Source organism: Nonomuraea rosea (assembly GCF_039539705.1).
Taxonomy (GTDB): domain Bacteria; phylum Actinomycetota; class Actinomycetes; order Streptosporangiales; family Streptosporangiaceae; genus Nonomuraea; species Nonomuraea rosea.
In genome coordinates, this window is sequence record NZ_BAABDQ010000006.1 from 88,612 (window position 1) to 114,483 (window position 25,872).

Consider the following 25,872-nt stretch of genomic DNA (forward strand, 5'->3'; position numbering starts at 1 on the left):
TCAGCGGTTGAGGGCGTACAGGTTGCGTCCCGCTCGGATGACGGTGCCGTCACCCTGTCCGTTACCGTCGTCGGCGAGCTGGCCGAGGCTGTTGCGAACGGACCCGATCTTGACCTCTCGGCCGCCGTCCTCGTTGACGGCATCGAGGACTTCCTCGGCGGTCAACGGCTCGTCTGTGGCGGACAGCACCGCCACGACGCGGTCGTCCAGCCGCGGCTTGCCGGTGCGACCGGTCGATCCGCCGCTCGTCTTCTCGGCCTGCTCCTGGTACGACTCGCGCAGCTGCTGGCACAGCCCGGCCATCGCCGTCGCATCGTTGCGGGCGGCGTAGGCGGGGCCTGCGGCGTCGTGCGACGTCTCCTCCAGCCGGGCCGGCTCGCCGGGGCCGTACAGGGCGAGAATCTCGGGGTCGAGGCCGGGCAGCGGCTCGATGGAGCCGATCCGGAAATGCCGCATCAGGCTGGTCGGGGTCGGCCCGGACAGTAGGTAGGCCATGCCTTGTGTGTCGCAGAAGTCGTCGTCATCGCCGGCGGCCGGGTCGAACTGGGAGCGGAGCATCGGCGGCTTGAGCTGCTTACGGATCGGCATGAGCTGCACCCCGGCGGGCAGCAGCCCGTCCGCGACCAGCTGCGCCATCATCTGCGACGACCAGCGCAGTAGGACGACTTCGCCCTCCTTCAGCATCGCCCGCAAGGTGTCGCTGCCGCCGAGCTCTTCCAGGTGGCTGGCCTGGGCGTCCAACTCGACGCCGATGCCGACCGAACGACCCGTACGACCCAGCTCTTTGACCAGGTAGGTCATCTCGTCCCGGTAGGGGGCGCCCCGCTCCAGCCCGCGGTTGGCCTCGTCGATCCTCACCGACATGAGCGGGTCCGGGTCGCCGATCAGGAAGGCGTTGCGGCCCAGCGCCGCGTACCTGCGCTGCCGCGCCTCGCCGACGGCGACCGCCGCCCGCAGCATCAGGACAACCCCCTCCTGGCTGGTGGCACGCCAGTCGACCTGGTTCTCAGATTCGGGCGCGGACTGGCCGCCCTTCAGGTCGCCGTACCACGACACGATCCTGTTCCGCTTCTCGCAGGCGAGCGCGTACTGGACGGTGCGGGACTTGCCGCCGCCGGTCGTGCCCAGGACGAACGCCCGCTGGGCGGACCCGGTGCGCTTGTCGAACAGCCGGCGCCGGGCCGGTCGGCCGTTGTGGTGGCGGCCGACCACGATCCGGCCGTACCGGTCCATCATCATGTCGGCCACCGTCGGCGGCGGCATCACCGCGAGCGGGTTGGCCGGGTAGATGGTGACGATCGCGCGGCTGCCGTCCGTCTCGACGACGACGCGGGCCGGATCGTCCGTGATGCCGAGCGCGGAGCACAGCGCGGCATGGTTGAACGTGACGATCTGGCCGGGCGGAGCCTCAAGCATCAGCTCGACGATCTCGTCTGCAGGTATCGCGACAACGCTCACTGGTCAGCCCTCTTCATCCGGGCCGGCTGCGGGCCGACCGCTTCGCACGCTGGTCAGGGTGGTCCTGGGCATCGCCTCAGGCGCGATGTGATTGGCCCACACGGTGGCCGCGCTGTGGTCCTCGTCCGGCTGGCCGACCTGCAGCAGCCGTACGCCAGCGCCGCGGCCGGGCACGGGCCCAATGTGGATGTGGTCTTCGGGCACGTCCATCAACGCGCTCAGGTCTTTCACCGAGATGTTCGGGACCGGTTTGCCGGGGATGGTCGACCGGATGATGGCGCGCATCGCCGTCTCGCCGGTCCGCTCGATGTCCTGCAGCGCGGTGTCTGGCCCGGGACCGTCTTTGACGGCCACGGTGTGCGCCCACCAGCGTGCGGCAGGGTGGTCGCACACCACCTGCGGCACCACGGCGGGCAACGCAGGTTTGGGGGCAGGCGGCGGTGACAGGAGGCGGCGGGCGAGCCGGGCCGGGCGAGCCACCAGCGTGCCGACCGTCCACACCAGCAGGGCGAGCGCTTCGCCCGGGTGGATGCCGGGCACGATCCGCTCGGCCACCAGCAGCGCGGCGAGGCTCGCCCCGGGCACGAGGTAGAGCACGGTGGCGGTAAGGCGCTGATGCCCGTCGGGCTTCCACAGTCGCAGCGCGCCGACGCCGACGCACGACAGCGCCGCGGTGGCCAGCAGAGCCGCGCCGGAGAAGTCGCCGGTGAACAGCCCGACCGCCGCTGCGGCGGCGCCGGCGAAGGTGGCCAGGCGGCCCGTCCCGCTGCGTACGACTTCTACGCGGAGGCGTACCTTGCGCACGGCCGCCCACTCGGGCAGCGTCACGTCCACCGCCGGGAGCGGCTGCCGGGTTTCGGGCCTGGCCACGGTCATCTCTCCTAGCGGTTGCTGTAGAACTCGGCGTCCGCCATCGGGACGGGCATGTTGTGGATGGCGTCGGCGACCGGCCCGTAGTCGGCTTCGTGGGTGGCGGCGGCCTGCCCGAACATGGTGGACAGGTCCTCGGTGTCCTCGGCCATCGCTTCGGCGGCGGCCAGCACGCTGCGCATGACGGCGGCGGCCTGGTGGTGCTCGCCGACGGTGTCGGGGTCGACGGTGAGCGACGCCATCTTCTCGGCCAGCCGGTCGACGGAGGTCGAGCAGCCCTCCACGTAGCGGTAGGTGGAGCGGACCTGCTCGCTCAGCCCGCGCAGTTTGATGCCGGCCATGGTGAGCTGGGCGACGACGATGGTGTATTTGACGACGGTGTCGATCACGCCGCCGGTGGTGGCCACCACCGAGCCGGTCTGGCTTCGTTCGAGCTCGTTCACGGGCTTCTCCTACTCGTTGTGGTAGTCCTTCTCGGCGGGCCGGATGTGGCCCTGGTCGCGGGTGACGTCGGCTGGACGCTGATGGCGGGCGGCGGCGTTGCTGCCCGCGATCGAGATGGCCTCGGAGGCGGCGGGCAACTGGGCGGCGATCGCCAGGGCGCGGGCTTGGACGGTGCCGGTCTTCTCTATGATCCGCACCAGCCAGCCAGCGAGCAGTCCCGGTACCTGCAATTCAATGATCTTGGCGTGGACGGTTTCCAGCCGGGTGAGCAGCTGCTCGCAGCCGTCAGCCGTGGCCCGCGCCTCGGGGACGCCTGCCGTGATCTCCTCCGCCATGTCGGCGTCCGCGTCAACGATGTCGTAGATGGTCAACTCGGCGTCGCGGTACTGCGTGGTTCGGACCGGGGCGCTCATCACAGTGCGGGCTCCGTTCGGGGTCGCGGAGGGAGTGGACGGCGTGGTGGAGGCTGCGGGCAGGGCGCGTCGTCCTCCAGGGGGCGCTCCCGCCAACACCAGGCCCGCAGGTTGCGGCTCCTCCTGTCGCGCCTCGGCATCCGGGTAGACGCGCTCGGCGCTCACGCGCACTCGACGGTCCGCGCCGGGCGGCGGGCGCATCCCGCCGAACCCTGGCGGAGGGGGAGGCGGAGGAGTGGTGCCACCGGGGACGTGCGCACCGGCGGGACCGGCGCCGCGGCGGCCGGTCGACCAGCCCCACGACCGGCGGGTGCGGTGCTTGCCGCGGCCGCGCTTCGGCCAGGTGAACCATCCGAACGTCCGCTGCCGCGTCGTCGTGGTCCTACGGCGGGTCTTCCAGCGCTTCAACCAGCGGGCACCGGTCTTCCGCGCCCGCCTGGTCCACGACTTGCGGCGCCGCTTCACGACCGGCTTGAACCTGCCGCGGCCACCCCACCGCTTCCGCCCAGCGATCGCCTTGCCGCCGCCAGGCCCAGGCTTGCGCTTGGGCGCCTTCCATGACAGCTTGCCGGGACGTGACGCCTTGGGCTTCTGCAGCCCCTTGCCCGCGCCTTTCGGCCGGCCGGACGTCCAGCCCTTCCGTTTCGCCGGGCCGCCCTTGCCGGGCTTGCGGGCCTTCCACCGCAGTTTGCCGCCCGGCTTCTTAGGCGTCTTCGGCGCACTGTTCTTGGGCGTTTTCGGGGCGGCGGCCGGCTTCGGCGGCTTGGCCCCGCCTTTCGGCGGCTTGCGCTTGCGGCGCTTCACCTTGTCGGCCCACGACGGCTTACCGCCCCGCTCGGCCTTCGGAGCCTTCCCGCCCGGACGATCCTTCCGGGAGCCCGGCCCCTTGCCGGGGCCACTCGGCCCCTTCCCGTGCCCGGCCGGTCGGTCGCGGCCACCCTTCCCACCTCCGCCGCCGGGCCGCTTCCGGCCGGGAGACAGCAGCGGCGACCCCTCCGAGCCTTTGGAACCCTTCGCCGCCTTGCCGCCAGCCGCCTTCTGCGTCGCCTTGTCCGCACTGGCCCGCGCCTGATCCGCGAGAGCCGACCGGCGGCGAGCCCGATGCCACATGCCGAGGGCCGCGGCCGTACCCATCGCCGTCACCAGCGCCATGCACACCGCCAGCATGTCGCGGGCGGTCGGATTCGCCGGGTCCTCCGGCGCGGGCGGGACGAACGCGCCATCCTCATCTGCGGTGTCGTTGTCGCCGGCGTCGGGGATGCCCGGCATGGTGAGCGCGAGCGGCGGCGCCATGTCACCCACGCCCGCCATGCTCGGCCACACGCCCGGCTGCCGGTCGGGCGGCTCGTCTTCGGCAGGCTGCTGCGGGTCCGGTCCAGGGGCGTCGAAGGATCCGGGCAGGGATACGCGGGGGAACGACAGGAGCCTCCCGCCGCTCTTCGTCTCGTCGTCGCCGCTCATGATCGCCTCCTTTCTCGGGGTTGACAGACAGTGACCAGATCGGGGATTCTCGCGCGTCGCGCGTACGCGCGTCGCGCCTTACGCGCGGGCGAGGCGGATTCGGCAGATGAACATGAAGATGAACGTCACGGCGCGTGACGCCTGATCTCGGCGTCCTCCTGCCGTTGAGCCCACGTCGCGAGCAGCTCGGCGAGCTCGTGCATCGCCCGCGGATTCCGGCCGCTGCGCTGCGCCTGCCGTGCGGCAGCCCTGGCCCGGTCGAAGCAGACCTGGGCCAGGGCGGCGTCGCTGGTCACCTTCTGGACCCGGTCGTTCCAGAACTTGGCGAGGTTCTCCAGCCGCCGCTTCCCTTCAGGGGTCAGCGCGCCGGTCCTGTTCACGCCGACCTCTGATTCCGGCGGATCATGTCCATGAAGTCGCTGTCCAGCGGCGGCGCGGACTCGGGTTGCCGCTTGGGCGGGCCGACGGGCTCGGCCGTGCCAGAGGGAAGCGCCGCGGCGTCCTGCTTGGCCTGGGCCGCAGCCTGGCGTTCCTGCGGGATCTCGTGCCGGTGCCGCCTGTAGCGGGCCTCCAGCCGGAACGTCAGTTTTGCCGCGGCTTCGAGGTGTTCCTGAATCTCGGCGAACGGGGACGCGACCCGGCTATGCCGCCACCACGCCTCGAACGAGCTGTACCCGTCGGGCGGGTTCTCTTTCCACATGGCTTCGGCGTCCCGGCGGATCCGGGCCACGTACGCCGCCTGATCCGACAGGACCTGTCGGAGCTGGCTGGCGAAGGCTGCCACCATCTCCGGCCGGTCCAGCATGTCGCCGGACCACTCCGCGGCCGAGGTAGTTCTGCGCATCAGCGGTACTCCTCGTCGATGTCGAAGTTCCAGCCGCCGCCCTCGGCGAGCCGGTCCCGAACCTGCTGCGCGGTCGCCATCCGGCACCCCAACGCTTTGCGGATCTTGTCGACTCCGGGGGCTTCGGGCAGCTCTCCGGACGCGATCAGGGCCCGGATCCGGGCCGCCTTCGCGTCAAGATCAGCGGCGGCGGTAAGGGGGTTACCGGCGGGGTTACCCGACTCCGCGTTTCCCCTGTACCGGAGGGCGGTAAGGGGGTTACCCGACAGGCCGACGTCGAGGCGGCTGAAAGCCTCCAAAATGATCGGCAAAGCGATCACGATGGCGACTGCGACAATCGGGCCGAGCACGTGCAGCATGAGCCCCGACAGCGAGAACTCTTCGCCGTCCGGGAGCGCCCACGGCAGGTGCGGCCACGCGTTCATCCCCAACGTCAACCCGAGGAACAGCCGCTCGATGTGGACGAGCGTGGGCGACGTGATCGGCTGGCCCAGCGTCGACAGGTAGGCGCGGGCGCCCACCACCACGAGCAGCGCCAGCGACATGAACGGTTCGACCAGCCAGGCGAACATCCACGCCGGCGACCACGGGTCGGCGCCCTCGGCGGCGAACGCCTGCACGCCGGCGGTCGACCAGCCGAGCGCGAGGGCGAGCGCTGCCATGGCGACGGTGACGAGCAGTCGCCGCATCCGTGACGCTTGCCACGCCCGCGTGACGGGGTCTTTGGCGAGGGCGTGCATCCGGGCGGCCTGCCATGCTCGCCGCCGCCGCTTGCGCACCTTGTCGGCGTCGAGCATGAGCGGAATGTCGTCGTCCTGAAGTTCGGCGAGCAGGTGCGCTTCGGCCACCTCGGCGCGGAGCGCCTGCACCCGCTTCGTTTCCCCGTCCACTACCGGCGCGGGAGGCGGGGCGTCGGTGGCGGGGGCTGCGGCGGCCGCGTCCTGCTCGAACGCGCCGATGACGCGGGCGATCTCCTCCGCGGTAGGCTCGCGCGGCGGCTCGCCGGGGGAGGTCGAGATGGTCACGGTTCTTCTCCGTCTTCGTCTTCGCGGGGGTCTGTCGTTCTGTGAGCCGCCCGCCAGGGAAGGGGCGGGCGGCCGGACAGAGCGGCAGCGTCAGAAACCTTCGGGCGGTGCCTCGATGACGGTGGCCCCGAGCAGGAACACGGTGTCGAGGAACCACAGCGCGGTGCCGTCCCGGTCGCAGGCGTACAGGCGGCCGTGCACCCGGTTCGGGTCGGCGGTCACGCCCGACTCGTCGCACAGGGCGGGCAGCAGCAGCCGGGCCGTCTCGTAGGGTGTCGTCTCCTCTGCGCGGAACCGGCGGCGGGGCAGCGGCCAGCGGTCGCCGTCGTTGGCGTCCCACGGGTCTCGGCCCTGGCTGAGGTCGAGACGGAATTCGCCGTCATGCCCGCGCCCGAGATGGTCGGCACGCTCGTACACGTCGGCTAGCCCCGCCTCGACGTCGAATCCGTCGTCGAGCTTGTCGAGCAGGCCGCCCTGGGCGGAGTCGATCCGCGCGTCGACGGAGTTGCGCTGGCGGCGGTTGAACCACCGTCTGCGCCACTGCCACCAACGGACCCGGTCGATCACCTCTGCGACGTTGCCCAGAGCATCGTTCACCGTCTCGGCGTGGTCGCGGATCGCGGCGACGGTAGCTTCGCCGGTCTCCTCGATGGCGGTGTGCACCTCGCACACATCGTTGCCGAGGTCGGTCAGCGACTCCTGCACTGCCTCGACAGCCGTGCTCACATGGTCGCCGACCCACTGCACCGCCCCCGGCAGCGCGGCCAGCGTGCGCAGCGACCCAGCGATGTCGGCGAGCTGGTCGCGGACCGCCAGGAACGCCAGCCCTTGGCCGACCATCGCGTCGCGTATCGCCGCGACACCGTCGGAGTAGTCGGTACCGTGCTGGTCGTAGTTGGTCCGGGCGACGTATTCGGCGCCCGCCGCCTGCGCAAGCAGGTCGTGCGCCTGCTTGACGCGGGCCTCACGCTCGGCTTCGGCCAGGGTGGTGAACGGATCGACGGCGGGCTGGCCGGGGTCGGACGCAAGGATCGGGGGCTTGGCCGAGTAGAAGTTGGGGTTGCTGTTGTAGGCGTTCTCGTAGTAGGTGCACCAGCCGCATTCGCACGCGCAGTTGGTGAGGTTGGCGTGCTCCATCGCGACGCCTTCGAGCGTCCGCCCGTCGAGCTGCTCGGGCGGCTTGTCCGGATAGGCGCGGTTGTCGGCCGGGTACTGGACGGCGTCTTCGGGGTCGCCGGGGTCGCGCCGCGGATGCAGGTGGCTCAGGTCGGAGGTCATCGGAGTGCGCCCTTCCTAAGTGCGTCGAGAGTGGCGGGCCGCACCCAGTAGGTGCGGCCGGGCTCGTCGCGCCACCAAATCCCGGTCATCCCGGTGTCGTAGTCGTGGCGGATGACCGTGAACGGGTGGCGACGCCGATACGAGGCGACCAGCAGGGCGCCCGCTACGGCCAGGGCGACCACAATGGCGAGCAGCGCGATCATGCGGCGACCTCCAGCGGCACGAGTTCGGCGGTGGCGTCGAGGAACATGCGGAGGACGACCGCGTCGGCGTAGAAGTCGCCGGCCCCGGACGGCGCGGTCAGGGTGACGATCAGCCAGTCGGCGCGGGTGCGGTGCGGGCGGACGACGATCGCGCCGTTGCTCGCCCGCCGGTGCAGCCCAATCGCCAGCAGGGCCCGGTCCACGATGTAGCTGGTGGCGTCGCCGGTGCCGTCGTGGTGCGGGAGCACGATCTCGACGGCGTTCGGGGCGTCTTTGCCGTAGGCGAGGAATCCGCAGTGGGAGCCGATTTCGAGGCCGACGGGCCACAGGGTGAACGGCTGGTGCACGAAGTGCGTCACGTCGTCACCGTCCCGGCCAGAGCGGACAGGGCACTCGCGGGCGGGGTGAGGCCGTACGCCCATGCGATCTGGCAGAGGATCGCGAGGGCGTACTGCTCGGCCTGCTCGGTGGGGACATGACGGGTGTTGCCGTCACTGTCATGCAGCACGATCTCGGGCGGCTGGCCGTCGTCGGCGTGCACGTCTACGGCGAGGATCGTCCCGTTGGGGAGGCGGACGATGCTGCCAGCGCCGTAGTGGGAACGCTCGCCAGGCAGTTCGTCGAAGTGCAGCTCAGTGCAGAACGGCGGACAGATAGGGCCAGCGCGGCGCTGCGCGGGGATGCGGACGCCGGGTGCGTCGGGCATGATGGATACCGTCTTTCTAACTTGACCGGTCAGAGGGACACGCAGGCGGCCTCGGTCTTGGCGGATGGGGGTCGCCGTTTGCGTGCCATGGGGGATCGTGCGCATTAGCTCGCCACTTCAGCCAGGTCGACAGTCGCGCGCTCATGGATCACTGACGGGTGAAACCGGTAGTGGCCGCCCGGCGTACGAACCGAGGGAAGCCTGCCGGTCCACGCCCACAAGGACACAGTTCGGGGCGAGACATTGAACACCTTGGCCACCTGATCGGGCCTGAGCAGCGTTTCGGGCAGGGTGCCGGGGTGGGACACGTCTTGGCCCTCCAAATCGGACGAACTGTCGCTTGGGCACGGAATCTAGTCCAATGACGCTGGACTAATCATGTCCAAGCTAAGAGTCACCGAAGGGCTCCTATTCGTCAAGCAACATTCCACTTACGATGGACTTGATGATTCACTGAGTCCAGGAGGACACATGCAGCCCGAAGACATCCAGCGCCTCGAACGAATCGCTGGCACCTGCCAGGACGGCGATATCTGCCCCACCATCTACAGGACCGACCGCGGAACGATCGTGGTGCAGGGCAACGAACTCAGCGCAGGGTCACTCAGGCTGATCACACTCCCCGGCGGCGAGACCGTCGCCGAGATCCCCGAGTCCCTTCTCCTGGAGGCAGCGCGTGCTCTCAGCGCCTGAACTGGGCGAACTCATCCGGAACAATCTCACCGAAACCGCGTTCCGGCTTGAGACTCTCGACCGGTACGAAGTACCCACAGACGGCGGCGACTTCGCGCGGTACATGAAAGGCGAACCCGGCCCTACGCCTGAACGAAAGCAGGCCTGGACCGATCGGCTGACCCGAGAGCGTGAGGCGGGCATCCGACGAAGCCGAGTTCATGTGCTACGCACCCCGCTCACCGACTACCTGCGGTTTGAGTGCGAGTGGGGACATGCGCTCAACACCCATCTGGAGGACATCCGCATCTTGGACGCCTCCGAACGCTCCCTGCCAGCCGAGGTTCCTGACCACGACTACTGGTTGATCGACAACAGGCTCGTCATCCGAATGCACTACGACGACACCGGCCGTTTTGTCGGCGCGGAGATCCGCGATGATGTAGCTCTGTACCGGCATGCCCGCGATGTCGCCATGTCTGCCGCGGAGCCGTTCTCCTCCTGGTGGCAACGCCATCCCGAGGAGTGGCGGGAGAGCCTCAGCAAATGAGCACTCCTCTGCCGCCAACCCCCGGCCGCGGGCCAGGGGGTCGTCAGCGCCTCGCGCAGGCATTGCGCGAGGCGCGACACCGCGCCGACCTGTCGGGGATGGAGGCCGGGCGACGTGCTGGCATGGGGCAGAGCAAAATCTCCAAGATCGAGCGCGGGACGCTTCTACCGTCGGTTTCCGATGTCGAATTGCTCTGCCGCGTCTACGAGGTACATGAAGAGACCCGAGTTGAACTGCTGGTACTCATCTCGGGTCTTCGTGAAGAGGCCAAAGCCCGAATCGTGCTAGCGCGAGGCGCGTCCACGATGCAGCGCCGCATCGGCCAACTGGAAGACTCGGCCACGCTCTTTCGCTCCTTCCAGCCAACGATGGTGATCGGGCTGCTGCAGACATCCGCCTACATGCAGGTCGTATTCAGCCGGCGAGTCGAGCCGGTGGAGGCTGCGAAAACCGTGGTGGCCCGCGAGTCTCGCCAGCGGGTCCTGGGCAACCCGGACAAGCAGTTCGTCATGGTCATGACAGAGGGCGCCCTGCGCTGGCAGGCCGGCTCGGCTGAAATTATGGTTGAGCAGATCGAAGCCATCATCGAGGCGTCGACGTCGTTCCCGAACCTGCACATCGGGATCATTCCATGGACCACTCCTGTGCGAGTGTTTCCGATGCACGGCTTCCACATCTACGACGAGGACGCCGTCGGCTTCGGCAGCGCGATGGCCGCCGCCACTGTGACAGGCGCATCCGACATTGCCACGTTCGTAGACCTCTTCAAGGCGATCGAGGCAGTGGCCGCCTTCGGCGACGAGGCGCTGGAGCACTTGGGACGGATCGCCGACGACTACAGGAGCCTCGGAGGCGCCCGCCCCTAATAGCCTGTGACGGCTCGGGACGGGCTGCCCGCGAGACATCCATACCTAGCGAATGAACGTGCTGTACATCGCAATGGCGAGCATGGCGGCCGTGAGAATCAAGGTCAGCCACGCCGGGTCCACCCGATGGAGCTCGCGCCACGCGGCGCGAGCGGCGCGGCGCCACCAGACGCGACGCCGGCAGCAGGGGCAGTGCTTGGGCTTCTTGGGGGACATGGGAGTACTCCGCTTTGGAGTGCTCCGTGTCCGCAGGTAGGGGCGTTTGTCGCTCGCGGACGCGAGGCTTTCCTGGCCGGGATGGTTAGGCCGTGTACTCCTGTGGCTCCCACTACCTGCCCCCAGTCTGGCCCACATCCGAGCCTGGCGCGCACCCGTATTTGCCCCACGATTGAGGGTGATCCGACCGCCGTGGCATGGGGGACATGAACACGAACGGTCGGATCCCGAGCACTCTATGTCATAGTTTCGGTCTGGTCCATAGCCTCGTCTACCTTGTCTACCTCGTAGGCAACGTCGCCCATATGAGCAGCGTGGCCTACGTGGCTAACGTCTGCGATCATGACCATTGATCGTTTCGACCCGATGCCGATCTACCGGCAGCTCGCCGAAATCGTCATTGCCAGGATTCGGGCCGGCGAGCTCGGGCCGCGCGACCTGATCCCGTCCGAGTCGCAGATGGTCAAAGATCATGGCGTGGCACGGGACACCGCCCGCCAGGCAGTCGCCTACCTCCGCGAGCAAGGGTGGGCGTTCACGCTCCCGCAGCGCGGAACCTACGTCTCGGCGCGCGAAAACTGGCCGTCTGAGGATCGGTGAGCGGTGGGGCTTCGGGGGCGGGAGAGGCGACTCCGGGGCCTCTCCCCTGTCAACTCCCCTGTCACAGGGCATTCAGCCCGACCGCGAGAATGGGCCGTTTTGGCTGGTAAACCCTAAGCGCGCCCTGCAGGATTCGAACCTGCGACCGTCGGATTAGAAGTCCGATGCTCTATCCAGCTGAGCTAAGGGCGCTCCTGCCTTATTGTGCATGATCCGGCGACTTGTCATGCACAGGTTTTCCTCGTGTCAGCCTGTCATCCCGATCACACCCCACATGAACAGCGTTCCCAGGACCGTCGCCGTCAGAGTCCAGCCTGTGGCGTGTCGGGCCGTGTGGGCTTCAGGAAGGATATCGGAGGTCGCCAGATAGAGGAGGAAACCGGCGAAGAGGCCTAGGTATGCCTCCAAGATGCCGCTGGGGATGGCGATGAGGGAGGTCAGGACGGCGCCCGTTACCGGGGCCAGGGCGTCGAGGGTCAGGAGGGTGAGGGCGCGGCGGCGGGCGTTGCCGTACAGGGACGTGATCGTGTACGTGTTGAAGCCGTCCGTGAAATCGTGCGCGATGACGCCTATCGCCACGGCCACCGCCAGGGAGGCGTCCGTCTGGTACGCGGCGCCGATCGCGGCCCCGTCCAGGAAGCTGTGGAGGACGAGGGCGGCGCCGGCGGTGAGGCCGACGCCGGCACGGGTGTGGCGGTGCATGGCGTAGTCGCCCTCGTGGGCGGTGTGCATGCCCATCGAGCGCTCCACGATGTGGATGCCGAGGAACGCCAGGGCGAACATGAGCATCGACAGGGGCACGCCGTGCACGTTCAGGGAATTGTGGGCCAGGGCCTCGGGGAGGAGGTCGAAGGCCACCACCCCGAGCATCACTCCGGCGGCGGCGCCGAGGACGAGGTGGCGGTGTTTGCCGATGCGGTCGGCGACCAGCCCGCCCAGGAGCGTCATGAGGAATGCCGCCAGAGAGAGCAGGATGGGCATGAAAGCCCAGGCTAGAGGGGTGCGGGTGGGTGGTGGGGGTGCGACACACAGATAGTGTCGGCCGCTGCCAGGGCTGACGAGCATGCAGGGGCGCGTAGTCACCGCAAATCGGTCGCCGGAGGGCTTGTGCGGCCCGTCGGTGGCGGAAAAGGCCAGGCGGGGGGTGTGCAAAAGGGTCTAAGCTGTCGTGGCATGGTCGCGACGCTCCTGCATGAGATTCCCCTGCAGGGCGGGGACGTGACTGACGGGGTGGTGCGTGTCGGTGACACCGTGCGCAGACCGGCCAGTACGTCCACGCCCGCCGTTCATGCCCTGCTCAGGCACCTTGAGGCTGCCGGGTTCGAGGGGGCACCGAGGGTGCTGGGGATGGATCGGCTCGGGCGCGAGATCCTCACTTTCGTCCCGGGTACGACCGGGCTCGATCTCGCGAGTGCGACTGATGAGGCGCTGGCCTGCCTGGGCGTGTTGTTGCGCGACTTCCACGACGCTACTGCGGGGTTTCCGCTGGTGGCGGAGGGGTGGGAAGGCGGGTCGAATGATGACAAGGCGCCGGAAGTCATCGGTCATTGTGATTTAACGCCGGAAAATGTGATCTTCCGGGGTGGGTTGCCCCACGCGATGATCGACTTTGATCTGGCCCGGCCGACCACCCGCCTCTTCGACATCGTCACCACCCTCCGGCACTGGGCCCCCATCGCCGACCCCGTCGATCGGCACCCGCTCCTGCGCAACCTCGACGTGGGCGAACGGTTGCGGCTGTTCTGCGACGCGTACGGCGTCCCGCCCCGCGACCGCCGCCGCCTCCTCGAGCTCGCCAGGATCCGCTTCCACCGCTCCTACGCCGTCATGCGCACCCGCGCCACCGCGGGCGGGAACTGGGCGAAGATGTGGGCGGGCGGGGCTGGGCAGCGTATCCGCCGTGCGGCGGCGTGGCTGGATGTGCACGAAGATGAGCTTCATGCCTCTTTGGTGTGATCCGCTCGGCCTCGCTCTCGGCGTGGCGCTCGACCAGCTCGTGGCCGATCCGCAGTCGCCCGCTCATCCCGTCGCGCTGTTCGGGCGCGCCGCCGGGCGGCTGGAGGGTGTCCTGTACGCCGACCGGAGGTCCCGCGGTGTCGTCCATGTCGCCGTGTGCGTCGGCGGCGCCGCCGCCTTGGGTGTGCTGGCCGCCCAGGTCGGACCGAAGGGGCGGGTCCGTACGGCCGTGAGCCACCCGGTCCAGGTCACCGCCGCTCAGCGGGTCGCAGGCGGGGGCGCTCGGACGACGGTCGCTCGGACGGCCATGGGCCGCCCGGTCAAAGGCACGGTCGCTCGTACGGCCGTGACCGCCATAGCCACCTGGGCCGTGCTCGGCGGCACCACGCTGGCCCGCGAAGGCGCCTACATGGCCGATGCCCTCGAACGCGACGACCTGGCGCGGGCCAGGGCCAGGCTGCCGCACCTCTGCGGCCGGGACCCCGCGCTCCTGGAGGCCCCCGAGCTGGCCAGGGCCACGGTCGAGTCGCTGGCCGAGAACACCTCGGACGCCGTCGTGGCCCCGCTGTTCTGGGGTGCGGTGGCGGGGGTGCCGGGGCTGCTGGCGTACCGGGCGATCAACACGCTGGACGCCATGATCGGCCACCACTCCCCCCGCTACGAGCGCTTCGGCTGGGCCGCGGCCAGGCTCGACGACGTGGCGAACTACGTGCCCGCGCGGGTCACAGGGGTGCTGGCGGCGTTGACGGGACCGGCGCCGCGAAGGGCGCTGTCCGTGCTCAGGAGGGACGGCCACCGGCATCCCAGCCCGAACGCCGGCCGCTGCGAGGCCGCCTTCGCCGGAGCGCTCGGCGTCACGCTGGGCGGCACGAACGTGTACGGCGGCCGGGTCGAGCACCGGCCCACCATGGGAGACGGGCCCAAGCCCGAGGTCAAGGACATCCGCCGCGCCGTCCGCCTGACGCGCGCGGTGAGCCTGGCCGCCGCCGGCGCGGCCGTTCTGACGGCCTGGGCGCTACGCCGCGCAATTGCGCGATATTGAGCAACTCGATAATCAATCAGCGATGGCCAGGCGGGTCTGTCCGCCCGAAGTCGCCGACGGGCGGACGCCCCGCCCGCGCCCTAAATAGGTGCGCGGACGGGCGGCCGGTAATCAGCGATCAGTGGTTAGTCACATTACCCGGTTCAGGTTGAGTACGAGCCAGACCACGAATACCGCGATCAGCGTAATGCCGACCATGGACCTCGCGGCATTGTGCGCGGTCACCTTACGTGCGCTGACCTGCCGCGCGCTCTGCTTCCAGACCTGCCGCATGATCAGCATGGTCTGGAAGCGCCGGCCGAGGGCGAACACGGCAAGCCCGATGATGATGAAGAGAATGACGCGGCCATCTGCAGGTTCCACGGAGATCCCCCTGTGGGCCTTGTAGCGACTTTAATACCCCCGAAACATTTGAGAGCTCAGGATACTCGTACGACCGCGGTTTGTGATTTGAATTATGCTTCGAGATCCACCACGATCGGCGCGTGATCGGACGGGCCTTTACCCTTACGGGCCTCGCGATCGACGTACGCCGCCCGCACCCGCTCGGCCACCTCGGTGCTCGCGTAGACGAGGTCGATGCGCATCCCCTTGTTCTGGTGGAACATGCCGGCCCGGTAGTCCCAGTACGTGAACGGGTGCGGCCCCTTCATCGGCGTCGGCACCACGTCGTGCAGCCCCAGGGCCAGCAGGTCGGCCAGCGCCTGGCGTTCGGGCGGCGTGACGTGGGTCGCGCCGACGAACAGGGCGGGATCCCACACGTCCGCGTCGGTCGGCGCCACGTTGTAGTCGCCGCACGCCACGAGCGGCCCGGTCAGCTCGGCCTCGATCGCGTCCCGCAGTGCCGCGAACCAGTCGAGCTTGTACGCGTAGTGCGGCGAATCGATCGTGCGCCCGTTCGGCGCGTACAGCGACCAGACCCGCATCCCGCCGCACGTCGCCCCGATCGCGCGGGCCTCGGGGCGGGCCGCGCCGACCCCGTCGAGCTCGCCGAAGCCAGGCTCGCCGGGGAAGCTCAGCGTCACGTCGTCCAGGCCGGACCTGGACAGGATCGCGACGCCGTTCCAGCGGCCGTCGCCGTGCGCCGCGGCGGCGTAGCCCAGCGCGCCCACCTCCGCCACGGGGAACGCCTCCGCGGCGCATTTGGTCTCCTGCAGGCAGACGATGTCCGGCTTGGCCTCGTCCAGCCATTCGAGCAGGCGAGGCAGCCTCGCCTTCACCGAGTTCACGTTCCAGGTCGCCAGGCGCATCCCTCTAGCCTGCCACCGGCCCCCGCCCGCCGTCTCCACGACCCGGCGTCACAGAGGAAGACCATGGTCAATCGAGCGCGCGCCCGGGTGCCCCGCCGTCGGAGTGGTGAACAGGCTGCGCTGCCCGTCGTACAGGACCGCGTTGCCCTCGTCCTGCTGGATCAGCTTGTAGCGGCCGTTGCCCGGCTGGATCGCGGAAGCGGCCGAGGTCCACCTCCTCCTCGGGCACGGCCAGCGCGTAGCCGGCCGTCGTGGTGGCGATGCGGCCGCCCAGCGTCTTACGCAGCTGCGACACCTTGAGCTGGACGATCGTCTTGGCGGTCTTGGACGGGTCGTCCTCCCCCAGGGCGTCGATCAGCCGCTACACCGGCACATAGGCGCCCAGGTGCGTCGCGATCAACCCGAGCATAATGCGTCAAACCGCCTTCATCAGCGTGCCGGAAACCTCGCTGAGCAGGCCGCCCACCCCTTCGTCCATGGCCGACTTGGCATGCCGTACCGCGTCCAGGGCGTTGCCCGCGGCGCTCGGCGAGTCCTCGACGACCATCCGCACCTCCACCTCCAGCGGGGAGCCGCCGAAGCCGGTCCCGTCCAGCCGGAGATAGGCGATCTTGCGATCGTCCAGGAACGGCAGGTATTGAGCGCTCACGTGCGCGGACGTCCCCGCTCCGGTGGCTTTCGTGGCCTTCTTGCTCTTCATCCGGTCGGCGTCCTGCAGGTTGGCGAAGTCCATGTTGCCGCCGCCGAGCAGCTGGTGGCCGTCATGGAGGTCAACCCCGCTCGCGGTCAGCGCGTCCACCAGCGCGCGGTGCACCAGCGTGGCGCCGAACGAGCTCTTCAGGTCGTCGCCGACCAGCGGCAGCCCGGCCTCCGCGAAGCGCCGCCGCCACTCCGGCGAGCGGGCGAGCACGGCGGGCATGCAGTTCACGAACGCGCATCCGGCCGCCAGGGCCGCCTCCGCGTACAGCTCGGTGGCCCGCTGCGCACCCGTGGGCAGGAAGCTGAGCACGACGTGCGTGCCCGTCTCCGTCAGGTGGGCGGCGACCTGGCCGGGGGTCGCGCCGCCGCGCGGGTCGATCGCCTCGGCCGAGCCGGGGCCCACGCCGTCGGCCAGGATGCCTTCTGTGACCGGCACCCCGAGGTGCGGCACGGCGGCGAACCTGCGCGCGTTGTTGGGCGGCGTCCAGATGGCCTCCGACAGGTCGCGGCCGAGCTTGGCGGCGTTGACGTCGAAGGCGGCGGTGAAGCGCACCTGGGAGATCGCGTAACCGGCGCACACGGGATGGGACAGGCCGGGCGCGTCGCCGTCCCGGTAATGCTCGACGCCCTGCACCAGGGAGGACACGCAGTTTCCGACGCCGATCACGGCGACGTTCACGTTCGACATGCCTGGATTAGATCAGCCCCGTGCGGCGGGCCATCGCGGCGGCCTCGACGCGGGAGGCCGCACCCAGCTTGGCCAGGATGTTCGAGACGTGCACGCCGGAGGTCCTGGCCGAGATGAACAGCCGCTCGGCGATCTGCCGGTTGCTCAGCCCCTCGGCGACCAGGCCGAGCACCTCCAGCTCCCTGGCCGACAGCGGCTGCCCGTCGGTGAGGCCGACCCGCAGCGTGGCCGCGGCCGCCGCGGCCTCCAGCCGCAGCGGCTCCGAGCCGAGCCCGGCGGCGATCGCGGCCGCCTCGCGCAGCAGCTCGCGGGCGTTCGCGCGGTCCTGCTCCGCCGCCCTGACCAGGGCCTGCCCCAGCGCGTACGGCTGCCCGACGGCCCGCCAGCAGGCCACCGCCGCGGCCCAGGAGCCCCCGCACTCGGCCTCGAACGTGGCCTGGTGCGCCTGCTGCACCCGCCCGGTCGTCGCCAGCCCCGCCGGCGCCTCGCGCACGCGCCCGATCCGGGCCGCCAGCACCAGCAGCGGCCAGGCGTAGCGGCGGCTCAATGTCAGGTCGTGCTCGGCCAGCACGTGGTCGATCACCCGCCCGGCCCGCTCCAGGTCGGCCCCGACCGTCGTCGGGGCCACCGCGAGCCGGCATTCGAGCAGGTCGGGCTCCAGGCAGGAGTCGTAGCCCCGCGAGCGCCCGCGCATCAGCGGCCTGACCAGGCGGACGATCTCGCCGGCCTCGGCCGCCGCGCCCTCCCAGACCGCGACCGTGCCGAGCACCATGAGCACCCAGGCCCGGTGGATCGGCGGCGGGTCGAGCGCCAGCGCCGTCCGCATGACCTCGCGGGCCTCCTTCCAGCGGCCTTGGGAGGTGAGCGGCTCGGCGAGGTTCGCGGCCAGGTGGGCGCCGCGGGAGCGGGACAGGCCCAGCCGCCTGGCCCTGGCGATGCCCTCCCTGGCGACCGACTCGGCTCTGGCGTGCTCGCCCGCGGCCTCCAGCACGTCGGCCTCGCTGGCGTAGGAGGCGAGCAGGCCGTCGTCGTCCGGCGCGCCCGCCCTGGCCTGCGCGTACAGCTTCGACGACGCGTCGAGGTCCCCGTCGAGCGCGGTGAGCGCGGCCAGGGTGACGAGCGACTTGGCGTCGCCGAGCGCCAGCGCCTCCTCCGCGTGGGCGCGCGCCTCGGCGTCCTCGCCGTTCCAGGCCAGCGTGGTGGCCAGCGCGCCGATCAGCCTGGCTTCGCGCGGCGCCAGCCGTACGGCTTCGCGCAGGTCTCCCAAGCCCTCCTCGCCGAGCAGGTCGCGGACGGCGACCCGCAGCTCCAGCAGGTGGGCGGCGCGCAGCGGATCGTCCACCTCGTCGAGCGCTCTGGTGGCCAGCTCCTCGGCCCGCACGGCGTCGCCCTCGCACAGGGCGTCGCGCGCGGCCAGCTCCAGCACGCGCGCGTGGTCCTCGTCACCGGCCTGGTCCCAGAGGTCGAGCACCCGGTGCCACCGGCGGGCCCGCCAGGCGGCCTGGAAGGCGCGCGGCCGGTCCCCCGCCGCGAACCAGTGGTCGGCGGCCAGCTCCGGCTGGGCCTCCGCGCAACGGGCGTGCAACCGCCGCCGCTCCCCCGGCAGCAGGTCGTCATAGACGGCGTCACGGATCAGCGTGTGCCTGAACGCGTAGCCGTCGCCGTCCACGAGCAGCAGCCGGGCGCGTACGACCGGCCGTAACGCCTCGTCGAGCGCCAGCTCGTCCAGCCCGGCCACGGCCCGCAGCACCTCGTGCGGCGTCCTGCGCCCGGCCACGGCGGCGATCCGCAGCACGTCGAGCCCCGCCTGGGGCAGCCGCTCCGCCCCCGCCAGCAGCAGCTCGCGCAGCGAGGCGGGCGTGGCGGCCCCCGCCCCCGCGCCGGCCAGCGCCTCCACGAACAGCGGGTTGCCCTCGCTGCGCGCCAGGACCAGCTCCAGGTCCTCCCGCAGCCCGGCGTCCGCGCCGCCGAGCAGGCGGGCCACCTCGTCGCGCCCGAGCGGCGGCACCCTGATCACCTCCGCGCCGGGCAGCCGCAGCGGCTCGCGCGAGGTCGCGACGATCAGCACGCCCGGCCGCATCAGGTTGCGCAGCAGGAACACCAGCAGGTCGCGGCTGGCCTGGTCGGCCCAGTGCAGGTCCTCCAGCACGAGGACCAGGGGACGGCGCTCGGCGGCCCGCTCGACCAGCAGCAGGATCTCCTCGAACAGCCGCGCCGTGCCCAGGTCCGGCAGGTCCTCGACCTCGCCCAGCTCGGGCAGCAGCCGGGCCAGCCCCCTGCGCCCGCCGCCCGGCACCAGCTCGGGCCCGTGCTCCCTGACCAGGCGGCGCAGCACCGGCACGAACGGCGCGTACGCCGTCGAGCCCGGATCGGCCCCACCCTCGGCGACGAGCGCGTCGACCCGGCAGGCGAACTCCCCGACCAGCCGCGACTTGCCGATCCCCGCCTCGCCCACGACCAGGACGCCGCCCGGCGTACGCGCCTGCGCGGCGGTCAGCCGCTCCAGCTCAGCCTCACGTCCGACGAACACAACCACCATTATGAAGAGGCGGCTAAGCATCATGCCCGATGTGGCTCAGACGGCTTTCCAGGAACGTCGTCGGCATGATGACACGTTCGATGAATCTGATGATGGCCGCCTCGGTGGCCGGGCTGCTCGGCTTCTACCTGCTGTTCGCCACCGTCCCCCTGTACGCCGCGACGGGCGGTGCGGGCGAGTTCGGGGCGGGGGCGGTGACCGGCGTGATGATGCTGGCCACGGTGCTCGCCGAGCTGGCGGTCCCGTGGCTGCTGGCCAGGCTCGGCTACCGCGCCGTGCTGGCTCTGGGCCTGGTGCTGCTCGGCCTGCCCGCGCTGCTGCTGCCGGTGTCGGCGGAGCTGCCCCTGGTGCTCGGGGTCAGCCTGCTGCGCGGGGCCGGGCTGGGCGTCCTCGTGGTCGCCGGTACGGCGCTCACCGCCGAGCTGGTGCCCGCCGGGCGTCGTGGCGAGGTTCTGGGCCTGTACGGCGTGGCCGTCGGCGTGCCGTCGATCTTCGGACTGCCGCTGGGCCTGTGGGCGGGCGGCGCGATCGGCTTCACCCCCGTCTTCGTCGTGGCCGGGCTGATCCCGCTGGCCGGGCTCGTGGCCGTGCTGGGGCTGCCGCACATCGCGGCGGCGAAGCCGGAGCCGGGCGAGCGCGCGGCCGGCATGCGTGGTCTGATGGCGCCCGCGCTGATCTTCGCGGGGGTGACGACCGCGACGGGCGTGCTGGTGACGTTCCTGCCGCTGGCGGGCTCTCCGGGGCTGGCTTCGGCCGCGCTGCTCACCCAGTCGCTGACGACGCCGGTGGCGCGCTGGCTGGCGGGCAAATTCGGCGACCGGCACGGCTCGGCGCGCCTGCTGGTGCCCGGCCTGCTCGCCACCGTCACCGGCGTCGCGCTGCAGGTCTGGGTCGGCAGCCCGGTCGCGGTGGTGGCGGGGATGGCGGTGTTCGGGGCCGGGTTCGGGGTGTTGCAGAACGCGACGCTGGTGCTGATGATCGAGCGCGGCCCGGCGGCCAGGGTGAGCGCGCTGTGGAACCTGGCCTACGACGCGGGGATGGGCGTGGGGGCGATGGGGTTCGGGCTGGTGCTCGGGCACACGGGCTATCCGCTCGGGTTCGCGCTGGTGGCCGTGCTGATGGCGGTCACGCTGCCGCTGACCAGGGTCAGGCCCGCGTACGCTCCACTCCCACGGTGATCTCGTTGCCGAGCCGGCGGCCGGTGAGCAGGCCGAGGTCGTCGCCGCTCCAGAACCTGCCGGGGTCGTACCAGTTGGGGCGGCGGCCGCTGGGCAGCAGCCCCAACTCCTCGTAGGTGACGGCCACCACCTCGGCGCAGTAGGCGCTCTCCAGCGTCTGCTCCTTGCGGAGCCTGCGCGGGACGCGTCCCCTGGCCCAGCGGGCGGCCAGCCTGGCGGTGGAGGGGAACGGGGTGCCGTCGAGCCTGGCCACCGTGCGCAGGGCCGCGTCCTCCATCTCGGGCGTGGCCTGCGGTTCGAGCTGGCGCAGCCAGGGGCGCTGGTCGTACTTGTCGGCCCACACCGTGACGGCGTCGCGCAGGTCGTGGAGCTGCACGCCGCGCTGGTGGGTGCCCGACCACAGGTCGAGGAGCGACCTGCCGAGCTCGGCGTGCCACATCATCGGCGGCAGGTCCTCGATGACGATGGCCATGCCCACGTGGTTGACCGGGCTGTTGGTCATGGTCTGGATGGCCCGGTCCGGCACGGAACGTCCGCGGAAGACCCACAGGTCTCCGGTCCTCGTCACCTTGACGGCTTCGTCGAGAGTCAGCACACCGCTAGCCTAGGCACATGCGCTGGTGGAAGATGCTCGGTCTGGCCGGAATCATGGGCGTGGCGGCCACGGGAGTGGTGATCGCCCGAGCCGAACGCCGTCGTCGCGCCTACACCCCGGAGGAGATCCGCACCCGCCTCCGCGAACGCCTCGAAGACGCCGACCACCTCACGGAGTGAGGCCCCCGAGGTTTTGCGAGGGAGTGCCGTCGTCTGGAGGAGTGGCGGGAGCGAAGCGACCAGAGCGGGGGAAGACGGCGGCATGAGGCGACCGAGCCCTGCCGAACGGAGAGAGGCCAATTAAACTCAGCCCGAAGGGCGTAGGTCGTAGACGAAGACGACGTCCGGGTAGGCCGGGTTGTCGTCGTAGCCCTGGATCCCGCCCAGGTAGGCCCGCTGGTAGTTGACCACCCACGGCAGCGCCGCCGCCGCCCGCTGGTCGAGGACCCGCCTGGTCGCCTGCTCGTACGCCCGCTGCGCCGCCGGCCGGTCGGTCACGGTCAGCTCGGGCACGGTGTCGAGCATCGCGTCCAGCCCGTGGTCGTTCAGGTAGGTCAGGTTGAAGACGGGCGGGTTGCCGCTGTGGAAGACGTTGCCGAACCACGAGTAGCCGTCGGCATAGTCGGGCCACCAGTACATGACGAAGATGTCCTGGCCGCGCTTCTTGCCCAGCTCCCATTGGGCGTTCCAGGGCATCGGCCGGGCGTCGATCGTGACGTTGAGCGGCTGTAGCGTCCTGGTCAGCTGCGTGGCGAGCAGCCGCCAGTCGGTGTCGCCCTCCCCGTACGTCAGCCGCAGCCGCAGCGGCTTGCCCGCCGGGCCGTAGCCCGCCCTGGCCAGCAGCTGGGCCGCGCCGTTCAGGTCCTGCTTCGGCACGCGCCCGGGCACGTGGCCCATCAGGCCCTCGGGGATGAGGCCGCTGGCCGGTGAGGCGGCGCCCTTCAGCCCCTTGAGCAGGCCGCGGTAGTCGACGGCCTTCTGGATCGCGCGGCGCAGGCGGATGTCCTTCATCGGGCCGGCGGCGGTGTTGAACAGCAGCATCGCGGTCTGGAACGACGGCCGCTCCGACGTGCGCAGGCCCGGCGCGGCCCCGGCCCTGGCGAACAGCGGCGGGCTGAGCCGCTCGACGAAGCTCACCTCACCGCGCTGCAGCAGCCGGTACGCCCGGTCGGGATCGGGCACGACGCGGAACTTCACCGCGTTGTAGTGCGGCCTGGTCCACCCGCCCCAGTACTTGTCGTACGCCTTGAGCGAGAGCTCCTGCTCCTTGCCCTTCTGCCAGCTCACCACGGTGTACGGCCCCGAGCCCGCGTCCCGGCCCTCCTTTAACCATTTGCCCAGGTCGGGCGCCGCCTTCGTGTCGTAGATGTAGGCGGAGTACCCGGCCGAGGCCACCAGGTCGAGCGGCACGGGGTACTTGAGCGAGAACGTCACCGTGCGCGTGTCCTCCGCCCTGATGCCCGAGACCGCGTCCCAGATGTAGGAGGCGCCCGTCTTGGCCTGCATCGTGCGCTCGATCGACGCCTTGACCGCCGCGGCGTCCAGCGGCCTGCCGGTGTGGAAGGTCACGCCGGGACGCAGGTTGAACGTCCAGGTGCGGCCGTCCGCCGACGACCGCCACGACGTGGCCAGGCGGGGGGCGGACTTCTTGGTGACCGGGTTCCAGAGCGTGAGGGTCTCGTAGATGTTCTGGAAGGCGATGATCTCGTTGGAGTAGGAGCGGCTGGGGTCCCATTCCGTGATGACGTCCAGGTTCTTGACGTACACGAACGGGGCTTCGCCGACGGGGGCCTGGGGCACTTCGGCCGGGGCCGAGCAAGCCGCGAGGAGCATCAGCGCGGCGGCCGCGATGAGACGACGGCGCAACGCATCTCCCTCTGTCAGCGATGTTCCCGGGAAACCTACTCCAAGATCAAGCCAATGTGTCCAAAAGTCCCGAAAAATTGGGCATTCCGGTGATCGGATTGCTATCCTCGGGGCTTGTCCCGTCCGGGGTTGCCACCAGGGGACCGACCGGAGTGAGGTGCCATGGGTCGTAGCCGAACGATCCGCATGAAGATCATCGGTCTGCTACTGGTGCCGCTGACCTCCATGGTGGTGTTGTGGGGAGTCATCACCGCCGTCACCGCCAGTGAGAGCTTGGAGCTGCGCCAATACAAGACACTCTGGACTAACCTCCGGCATCCCGCGTACAAACTGATCAGCGAGATTCAGCGTGAGCGTCTCGTCTCGGCCAAATTCCAGCGTTCGACGGCGGACAAGGCGGCCGTGGCCGCGCAGCGCACCAGTACCGACACTGTCAGAGACTCGTTCAGGCAGCTCTCCAGCATCTCCAAAGACCGATCGGAAGAGATCCGCACACAGGTGGACGCGGTGAACACGCAACTCGACAGGCTCGATTCGATCCGGGGAGAGATCGACACGGGTCTGTCCGACCGTCTGCACACCGCGGAGTCCTACAACGCGGTCATCGACACGCTCTTCGGCCTGCACAAGCGCGTCGCCCTCATCGACGACATCCCGATCTACGAGCAGTCCCGGGTGGTCATCGACATGGGCTACGCCAAGGAGCTGCTCACCAGGGAGCAGGCCATCGCGCTCGGGCCGACCACGGCCGCGGAACGCCGGCTGTTCACCCAGCTCGTCGGCAACCGGCGCTTCCTGATCGACCAGGCGCTCGGCGAGCTCGACCCGAACCTGCGCGACGGTCAGGTGGCCCTCATCTCCTCCCCCGCCTACCAGCGGATGCGGATGATGGAGGACCAGATCATCGCCGGGGGCGCCCCCCAGAGCTGGCTGTCCACCACGGAGGCGCTGGCCGGGTCGTTCCAGAAGGCGCAGATGCGGGCCAGCACGATTCTGAACGCGCGCGCCGACCCGGTGGCCGACGAGGTGCTCTCGCGGGCGTTCCTGCTCGCCGGTACGGCGCTGGCGCTGGTGATCATGTCGATCGGGTTCTCGCTGCGGATGGGCAACCGGCTGTCGAAGGAGCTGGGCGCGCTCCGGCTGGCCGCGCTGGAGGTGGCCCAGGAGCGGCTGCCGCACGTCGTGGCCAAGCTGCGCAAGGGCGAGACGGTCGAGATGCCCGAGCTGTCGGTGGCGAGCACCACGGTCGAGATCGACGACGTGGGGCAGGCCTTCTCCACCGTCCAGCAGACCGCCGTGGAGGCGGCCGTCGGCCAGGCGCAGCTCAGCGAGGGGGTCGGCCACGTGTTCCGCAATTTGGCCAGGCGCAGCCAGACGCTGCTGCACCGTCAGCGCATCCAGCTGGCGGACATGCAGAACCGGGCGACCGACCCCGAGGCCCTGGACGACCTGTTCAGGCTCGACCACCTCACCACCCGCATGCGCCGCCACGCCGAGGGGCTGATCATCCTCTCGGGCGCCACCCCTGGCCGCGGCTGGAGCAAGCCGGTGCCGCTGCTCGACGTGGCCCGCGGCGCGGCGGCCGAGGTGGAGGACTACCAGCGGGTCACCGTCGAGCCGATGTCCGGCCAGCGCCTGGACGGGCCCGTGGTCGGCGACGTGATCCACCTGATCGCCGAGCTCATCGAGAACGCCACCGTCTACTCCCCCGAGCACACCACGGTCATCGTGCGCGGCGAGGAGGCGGCTCGCGGCTTCGCCTTCGAGGTCGAGGACCGCGGGCTCGGGATGAGTGCAGAGGAGCTGGCCGATCTCAACGAGCGGCTGGCCAGCCCACCGGAGTTCGACCTGGCCGACAGCGACCGTCTCGGCCTTTTCGTCGTCTCCCGCCTGGCCGCCAGGCACGACATCCGCGTGACGTTGCGCGGTTCACCATATGGAGGGACCACCGCGATCGTGTTGATCCCGGAAGAGCACGTGGCCGATCCGGAACCGGAGGTTCGCGTGCAGGAACCCGCTCGCCCCATGCGGGTGGTGCGAAGTGAGTGACGAGCGCTGGCTGGACGAGGACGCCGGTCCTATCGTTCCCGCCTACCTGCTGACCAGGGGCCGTACGGTCCCCGCGAGCGAGGCCATCGACCTCATCGCGGTGATCATCACGGCGGGTGGCCTGACGCCGCCCATGGGTCTCGGGCCCGAGCATCTCATCATCATGCAGAAATGCACCAAGCCGACCAGGCTCGTGGACGTCGCCGCCGAGCTGAACCTGCCCATCGGCGTCGTCAGAGTGCTGGTCGGCGACCTGCACGCGCAGCAGCTCGTACAGGTGGAGCTGCCGCCGCCCGCTCCGGACGCCAAGGTGTTGCTCGAGGTGATCAGCGGGCTCAAGGCGCTATAGCCCCCGTGGTCCCGGAGGTCCGGGACCACGGGGGTCCGAGGTGACGGCTCAGCCGG

30 protein-coding genes and 1 tRNA gene are annotated in these 25,872 nt (G+C 70.3%); 10 read left to right on the top strand and 21 right to left on the bottom strand.

The window, feature by feature from the left end:
• The 12 genes from ABEA43_RS16815 to ABEA43_RS16870 form a co-directional block, all read right to left on the bottom strand.
• Positions 1 to 1,416: a hypothetical protein gene (locus tag ABEA43_RS16815; RefSeq protein ID WP_345562774.1), complete on the bottom strand. Its 1,416-nt coding sequence runs from the start codon at positions 1,414 to 1,416 to the stop codon at positions 1 to 3.
• A gap of 45 nt (positions 1,417 to 1,461) precedes the next feature.
• The gene (locus ABEA43_RS16820; protein WP_345562775.1) at positions 1,462 to 2,328 is read right to left on the bottom strand and encodes a hypothetical protein; all 867 of its coding nucleotides are present in this window, start codon (positions 2,326 to 2,328) and stop codon (positions 1,462 to 1,464) included.
• 11 nt (positions 2,329 to 2,339) lie between these two features.
• Positions 2,340 to 2,771: a hypothetical protein gene (locus ABEA43_RS16825; protein ID WP_345562777.1), complete on the bottom strand. Its 432-nt coding sequence runs from the start codon at positions 2,769 to 2,771 to the stop codon at positions 2,340 to 2,342.
• A 9-nt stretch (positions 2,772 to 2,780) separates the two neighbouring features.
• Entirely contained in the window at positions 2,781 to 4,646 is a 1,866-nt protein-coding gene (locus ABEA43_RS16830; protein WP_345562779.1) for a hypothetical protein, read from the bottom strand.
• A 125-nt stretch (positions 4,647 to 4,771) separates the two neighbouring features.
• The gene (locus ABEA43_RS16835; RefSeq protein ID WP_345562780.1) at positions 4,772 to 5,026 is read right to left on the bottom strand and encodes a hypothetical protein; all 255 of its coding nucleotides are present in this window, start codon (positions 5,024 to 5,026) and stop codon (positions 4,772 to 4,774) included.
• Positions 5,023 to 5,490: a hypothetical protein gene (locus ABEA43_RS16840; protein WP_345562781.1), complete on the bottom strand. Its 468-nt coding sequence runs from the start codon at positions 5,488 to 5,490 to the stop codon at positions 5,023 to 5,025. Before ABEA43_RS16840 ends, ABEA43_RS16835 begins: the two co-directional genes overlap by 4 nt.
• Positions 5,490 to 6,515: a hypothetical protein gene (locus tag ABEA43_RS16845; RefSeq protein WP_345562783.1), complete on the bottom strand. Its 1,026-nt coding sequence runs from the start codon at positions 6,513 to 6,515 to the stop codon at positions 5,490 to 5,492. The genes ABEA43_RS16840 and ABEA43_RS16845 overlap by 1 nt, the downstream gene beginning before the upstream one ends.
• Positions 6,516 to 6,605: 90 nt before the next feature.
• On the bottom strand, positions 6,606 to 7,793 hold the full coding sequence (locus ABEA43_RS16850; protein WP_345562785.1) for a hypothetical protein: 1,188 nt from the start codon (positions 7,791 to 7,793) through the stop codon (positions 6,606 to 6,608).
• On the bottom strand, positions 7,790 to 7,996 hold the full coding sequence (locus ABEA43_RS16855; RefSeq protein ID WP_345562787.1) for a hypothetical protein: 207 nt from the start codon (positions 7,994 to 7,996) through the stop codon (positions 7,790 to 7,792). The genes ABEA43_RS16850 and ABEA43_RS16855 overlap by 4 nt, the downstream gene beginning before the upstream one ends.
• Positions 7,993 to 8,355: an SsgA family sporulation/cell division regulator gene (locus tag ABEA43_RS16860; protein ID WP_345562789.1), complete on the bottom strand. Its 363-nt coding sequence runs from the start codon at positions 8,353 to 8,355 to the stop codon at positions 7,993 to 7,995. The genes ABEA43_RS16855 and ABEA43_RS16860 overlap by 4 nt, the downstream gene beginning before the upstream one ends.
• On the bottom strand, positions 8,352 to 8,702 hold the full coding sequence (locus ABEA43_RS16865; protein ID WP_345562791.1) for a hypothetical protein: 351 nt from the start codon (positions 8,700 to 8,702) through the stop codon (positions 8,352 to 8,354). The genes ABEA43_RS16860 and ABEA43_RS16865 overlap by 4 nt, the downstream gene beginning before the upstream one ends.
• Before the next feature lie 104 nt (positions 8,703 to 8,806).
• Positions 8,807 to 9,010 carry a helix-turn-helix domain-containing protein gene (locus tag ABEA43_RS16870; RefSeq protein WP_345562793.1) on the bottom strand — a complete coding sequence of 68 codons (204 nt, stop codon included), beginning with the start codon at positions 9,008 to 9,010 and terminating at the stop codon, positions 8,807 to 8,809.
• Between the two features lie 163 nt (positions 9,011 to 9,173).
• Here ABEA43_RS16870 and ABEA43_RS16875 point away from each other — a divergent pair, with 163 nt between their 5' ends.
• The 4 genes from ABEA43_RS16875 to ABEA43_RS16890 all read left to right on the top strand — a co-directional run bounded on the left by ABEA43_RS16875 (position 9,174) and on the right by ABEA43_RS16890 (position 11,606).
• On the top strand, positions 9,174 to 9,395 hold the full coding sequence (locus ABEA43_RS16875) for a hypothetical protein (RefSeq protein ID WP_345562795.1): 222 nt from the start codon (positions 9,174 to 9,176) through the stop codon (positions 9,393 to 9,395).
• Complete coding sequence (locus ABEA43_RS16880) at positions 9,379 to 9,924, top strand: DUF6879 family protein (protein WP_345562796.1); 546 nt, start codon at positions 9,379 to 9,381, stop codon at positions 9,922 to 9,924. Before ABEA43_RS16875 ends, ABEA43_RS16880 begins: the two co-directional genes overlap by 17 nt.
• Complete coding sequence (locus ABEA43_RS16885; RefSeq protein ID WP_345562798.1) at positions 9,921 to 10,790, top strand: helix-turn-helix domain-containing protein; 870 nt, start codon at positions 9,921 to 9,923, stop codon at positions 10,788 to 10,790. Before ABEA43_RS16880 ends, ABEA43_RS16885 begins: the two co-directional genes overlap by 4 nt.
• 558 nt (positions 10,791 to 11,348) lie before the next feature.
• On the top strand, positions 11,349 to 11,606 hold the full coding sequence (locus ABEA43_RS16890; protein ID WP_345562799.1) for a GntR family transcriptional regulator: 258 nt from the start codon (positions 11,349 to 11,351) through the stop codon (positions 11,604 to 11,606).
• A 118-nt stretch (positions 11,607 to 11,724) separates the two neighbouring features.
• On the opposite strand, the gene ABEA43_RS16895 is transcribed toward ABEA43_RS16890, so the two are convergent.
• Together ABEA43_RS16895 and ABEA43_RS16900 are read right to left on the bottom strand one after the other, a co-directional pair.
• Positions 11,725 to 11,798: transfer RNA gene (locus tag ABEA43_RS16895), tRNA-Arg, on the bottom strand.
• 54 nt (positions 11,799 to 11,852) lie between these two features.
• Positions 11,853 to 12,587 carry a ZIP family metal transporter gene (locus tag ABEA43_RS16900; RefSeq protein WP_345562801.1) on the bottom strand — a complete coding sequence of 245 codons (735 nt, stop codon included), beginning with the start codon at positions 12,585 to 12,587 and terminating at the stop codon, positions 11,853 to 11,855.
• A 192-nt stretch (positions 12,588 to 12,779) separates the two neighbouring features.
• On the opposite strand from ABEA43_RS16900, the gene ABEA43_RS16905 reads away from it, so the two are divergent.
• A complete protein-coding gene (locus ABEA43_RS16905; RefSeq protein WP_345562803.1) occupies positions 12,780 to 13,562 on the top strand; it encodes a phosphotransferase in 783 nt (260 codons plus the stop codon).
• Positions 13,546 to 14,604 carry a cobalamin biosynthesis protein gene (locus ABEA43_RS16910; RefSeq protein ID WP_345562805.1) on the top strand — a complete coding sequence of 353 codons (1,059 nt, stop codon included), beginning with the start codon at positions 13,546 to 13,548 and terminating at the stop codon, positions 14,602 to 14,604. Before ABEA43_RS16905 ends, ABEA43_RS16910 begins: the two co-directional genes overlap by 17 nt.
• Before the next feature lie 129 nt (positions 14,605 to 14,733).
• Here ABEA43_RS16910 and ABEA43_RS16915 read toward each other — a convergent pair whose 3' ends face one another.
• The 5 genes from ABEA43_RS16915 to ABEA43_RS16935 all read right to left on the bottom strand — a co-directional run bounded on the left by ABEA43_RS16915 (position 14,734) and on the right by ABEA43_RS16935 (position 19,771).
• Entirely contained in the window at positions 14,734 to 14,967 is a 234-nt protein-coding gene (locus ABEA43_RS16915; protein WP_345562807.1) for a hypothetical protein, read from the bottom strand.
• Positions 14,968 to 15,059: 92 nt separating this feature from the next.
• The gene (locus tag ABEA43_RS16920; protein ID WP_345562808.1) at positions 15,060 to 15,854 is read right to left on the bottom strand and encodes an exodeoxyribonuclease III; all 795 of its coding nucleotides are present in this window, start codon (positions 15,852 to 15,854) and stop codon (positions 15,060 to 15,062) included.
• 67 nt (positions 15,855 to 15,921) lie between these two features.
• Positions 15,922 to 16,149: a hypothetical protein gene (locus ABEA43_RS16925; protein WP_345562809.1), complete on the bottom strand. Its 228-nt coding sequence runs from the start codon at positions 16,147 to 16,149 to the stop codon at positions 15,922 to 15,924.
• A gap of 120 nt (positions 16,150 to 16,269) precedes the next feature.
• A complete protein-coding gene (locus tag ABEA43_RS16930; RefSeq protein ID WP_345562811.1) occupies positions 16,270 to 17,241 on the bottom strand; it encodes an inositol-3-phosphate synthase in 972 nt (323 codons plus the stop codon).
• 7 nt (positions 17,242 to 17,248) lie between these two features.
• A complete protein-coding gene (locus ABEA43_RS16935; protein WP_345562813.1) occupies positions 17,249 to 19,771 on the bottom strand; it encodes an ATP-binding protein in 2,523 nt (840 codons plus the stop codon).
• 74 nt (positions 19,772 to 19,845) lie between these two features.
• Here ABEA43_RS16935 and ABEA43_RS16940 point away from each other — a divergent pair, with 74 nt between their 5' ends.
• Complete coding sequence (locus tag ABEA43_RS16940; RefSeq protein WP_345562815.1) at positions 19,846 to 20,958, top strand: MFS transporter; 1,113 nt, start codon at positions 19,846 to 19,848, stop codon at positions 20,956 to 20,958.
• On the opposite strand, the gene ABEA43_RS16945 is transcribed toward ABEA43_RS16940, so the two are convergent.
• Positions 20,927 to 21,550, bottom strand: coding sequence for a hypothetical protein (locus ABEA43_RS16945; protein ID WP_345563224.1), 624 nt, complete (start codon positions 21,548 to 21,550; stop codon positions 20,927 to 20,929). The genes ABEA43_RS16940 and ABEA43_RS16945 overlap by 32 nt on opposite strands.
• Before the next feature lie 20 nt (positions 21,551 to 21,570).
• Between ABEA43_RS16945 and ABEA43_RS16950 the strand changes: the two genes are divergently transcribed.
• Positions 21,571 to 21,732, top strand: a complete 162-nt coding sequence (locus ABEA43_RS16950) for a hypothetical protein (RefSeq protein WP_345562817.1) — start codon at positions 21,571 to 21,573, stop codon at positions 21,730 to 21,732.
• A gap of 126 nt (positions 21,733 to 21,858) precedes the next feature.
• Here the strand turns inward: ABEA43_RS16950 and ABEA43_RS16955 are convergent, their stop codons facing one another.
• On the bottom strand, positions 21,859 to 23,418 hold the full coding sequence (locus ABEA43_RS16955) for an ABC transporter substrate-binding protein (protein ID WP_345562819.1): 1,560 nt from the start codon (positions 23,416 to 23,418) through the stop codon (positions 21,859 to 21,861).
• Between the two features lie 186 nt (positions 23,419 to 23,604).
• Between ABEA43_RS16955 and ABEA43_RS16960 the strand changes: the two genes are divergently transcribed.
• Together ABEA43_RS16960 and ABEA43_RS16965 are read left to right on the top strand one after the other, a co-directional pair.
• Entirely contained in the window at positions 23,605 to 25,467 is a 1,863-nt protein-coding gene (locus tag ABEA43_RS16960) for a sensor histidine kinase (protein ID WP_345562821.1), read from the top strand.
• Positions 25,460 to 25,816, top strand: coding sequence for a DUF742 domain-containing protein (locus ABEA43_RS16965; RefSeq protein ID WP_345562823.1), 357 nt, complete (start codon positions 25,460 to 25,462; stop codon positions 25,814 to 25,816). The genes ABEA43_RS16960 and ABEA43_RS16965 overlap by 8 nt, the downstream gene beginning before the upstream one ends.
• Positions 25,817 to 25,872: the final 56 nt, after the last annotated feature.